General features: G+C 33.5%; 2 protein-coding genes and 3 pseudogenes. All 5 read right to left on the bottom strand.

All coding sequences use genetic code 11. The features are described from left to right. Positions 1-35: 35 nt before the first annotated feature. A complete protein-coding gene (locus HMPREF2637_RS08495) occupies positions 36-248 on the bottom strand; it encodes a glycosyltransferase family 2 protein (RefSeq protein WP_070839945.1) in 213 nt (70 codons plus the stop codon). Then, a complete protein-coding gene (locus HMPREF2637_RS08490; protein WP_037599187.1) occupies positions 245-1,279 on the bottom strand; it encodes a sensor domain-containing diguanylate cyclase in 1,035 nt (344 codons plus the stop codon). The genes HMPREF2637_RS08495 and HMPREF2637_RS08490 overlap by 4 nt, the downstream gene beginning before the upstream one ends. A 21-nt stretch (positions 1,280-1,300) precedes the next feature. Continuing rightward, a pseudogene (locus HMPREF2637_RS08485) lies at positions 1,301-1,534 on the bottom strand (PfkB family carbohydrate kinase); the annotation flags it as partial. Then, a pseudogene (locus tag HMPREF2637_RS08480) lies at positions 1,531-1,773 on the bottom strand (DeoR family transcriptional regulator); the annotation flags it as partial. The pseudogenes HMPREF2637_RS08480 and HMPREF2637_RS08485, both read right to left, overlap by 4 nt. Before the next feature lie 746 nt (positions 1,774-2,519). Then, a pseudogene (locus HMPREF2637_RS08475) lies at positions 2,520-2,729 on the bottom strand (IS5/IS1182 family transposase); the annotation flags it as partial.

Below are 2,729 nucleotides of genomic sequence, written 5' to 3'. Positions count from 1 at the left end.
AATCAGCTCCACTACCGTCATCGACTAGAATAATATCAAACATCTGATTCTCCTTTCTGACTTTTATTTTCGTACATTTTCTTATCAGCTATTACAAATAACGGTGCAAAATCAGCTCCACTACCGTCATCGACTAGAATAATGTCAAACATTTGATTTTCCTTATCCCGAATATTTTTCAAAAGTTCCAACAAACGGTCATCAGGTTCATAGGCAGGAATGACAATAACAACATCTTGAAACATCATCGACGTTCTCCTTTTTGACTTTTATTTTCGTACATTTTCTTATCAGCTATTGCAAAAAAATCAACGAAGTTTTTATGTGATTGATAAGAGTCCGTATAAGCACCTAAAGATGCTGTAATCCCCATATCTTTGAGAGTCATTTCTGCTTGAACAAGTTTTATTAAAAATTCAGCTTGATTTTCAGAAACTCCAGGGAGTAAAACCGCAAATTCATCTCCACCTAACCTTGCTATTACAGCACTTTCAGGCATTATCTTCGTTAAAATATCACCAAATTCAATTAGAATCTTATCTCCCGTAGCATGTCCAAAGGTATCATTTGCTTCCTTGAATTTATTCAAATCAGATATAATAACCGTAATTTGTTCTTCTTTACGTGTCAGACATTCCTCAAAAGCAAGCTCAATATATCGTCGATTATGAACCCGTGTTAAAACATCTTCGTATGCCATCCTCTGTATTTCAAGTTCATGAAATTTCTGCTCTGTAACATCAAGAACAAAACAAGAAACACCAATCACTTTTTGGCGATTGTTATAAATGGGAGAATACATATTTTGCCAGTAAAGCGTTTTGTCGCCTGTCTTAATAGTATCCATAAATATAAATGTTTCACCCTTTTTCGCACGATCAACATTTGCTTTTAAACGCGCAGCATCTTCACTATTAAGATAATTCATTGGAAAGTCACCAATTTTGGGAGTGAAATAAAAGATTTCTTCCATGAGCCGAATATCATTCTTATTAACCGCAATAAAACGATAATCTAAGTCTACAGCATAGACGTTAATAAGTTTCGAACTCTGTAAGATAAAGTGGGATAGCATATGCTGTCTTCGATTAAGGTAAGATGCTAGGGTCCAAAGAACTAGTATTCCTATAAAGATTGCTAAAACGATGGGATTATCATGGTCAATCAAAACATCATCATACACTAAGCGCATTAATAACATTAACGCAGCAAAAATACTTAAGTACATTAACAATCTTTGATGCTTGATTAAAAAATCACTTACTTTTCCTAATACCATTACAGCCTCACCATTCTAAGTAGTTTTAATACCTTCAGCATCCAAACTGTCTGTAACAAAACGTCCTGTAAAACCACCGATGAAGCCCGTAGCAGTATTGTCAATTCCTAAACGTTGTAGAATACGGCTGACATTAATACCCTTACCGCCAGCGAATTTATCATCACTCTCTATACGGTTAACTTCACCAATCTCTACCTTGTCGATACGAACAATGAAGTCGATTGATGGATTCAGCGTTACAGTATAAATCATACTTCAATAACCCTCGTTTTCTCTTTTAATTCTTTCAGGAGTTCTTCTTCCGAAGTATTTGTGATTATGGTTACTTTCTCAACCTCGGCTACCTTAGCATAGGTAACCTGACCAAGTTTAGAGGCATCAGCTAGAACATAGGCTTTTTGCGCATTAGCTATCACTGCTCGTTTAATGACCGCCTCTTCCATATCTGGCGTTGTGAAATAATTGGCATCAACTCCATTAGCACCAATGAAAAGGAAAATGAGTTATCCTTTCTCCAAAAGCATTAAAGGGAATGCCCTCGCTATTGGTCTTGTTTTGCAAATGATGTAAAGTAGATAAAGAAAAAGGTCTCAATAAAAAGACTATCATTACGTATAAAATTCAAGAAGTAAGACAAGAAAACTAAGTCATATCATCCAAGGATATCAATTGTTTTGAGATTTTCTAGTCTTCTCCCCCGAATTTAAAAATACACTATTTAATAAATAAAAAAACTGCAGGAGAAAAAACGCTTTGCTAATAAAAGTGTTTTTGAATCCAGCAGTATTGCTAATTTACATATATTTCATAAAAACTTCTCCCCATTTTAAAGAGCGTCCCCTTTACTTACGCTCTATCCCCATCTTACAAATCAAAATATCGGTATGATAACCCTATCCCAATACCATATCATATAGTACCAAGCACCAACACGTAATCGTATAAAACTCTCCCCGAAAGAGTTGAAAGATTACAATCAAGTTGGCTTCAAGTTACTACTACCAATATTCCCTATTCATATAGACGCCATAATTATAACATGTTATTTTTATTTTTCAACCTTTTTCAATTTTTTATTATTTTAATGTATGTGACAACCATTATAATGAAGTCGTTTGAATTAAACACTCCTACTTAACAAATACTAATCAAATGATATTTATCTATATTTTAATAAATAATAGTTAAACACCCTTTGGCTTTTAAATGGATTTGCATAAAAAAATCAGAATTCCTATTAAAATTCTGATTCAGAATGAAGACAAACATCGTTTTTGATGCTTGTCTTTTTTTATATTCACACTTAATTCTCTCATAATCCAATAATATTGAGGTATTTGGATAAAATAACAGGTCTTTCCTACCATCATTTTTACCAATTTTTTGATATTTAGACATGCCAAAGTAAGCCCAACCTTATCTTCCATTTTGGACTTTCCTTTTTCTC

Origin of the sequence: Streptococcus sp. HMSC065H07 (genome assembly GCF_001837325.1) — a bacterium.
Lineage (GTDB): Bacteria > Bacillota > Bacilli > Lactobacillales > Streptococcaceae > Streptococcus > Streptococcus salivarius_H.
The sequence above is the reverse complement of the archived record's forward strand: the minus strand, read 5'-3'. Positions and strand labels throughout refer to the sequence as shown.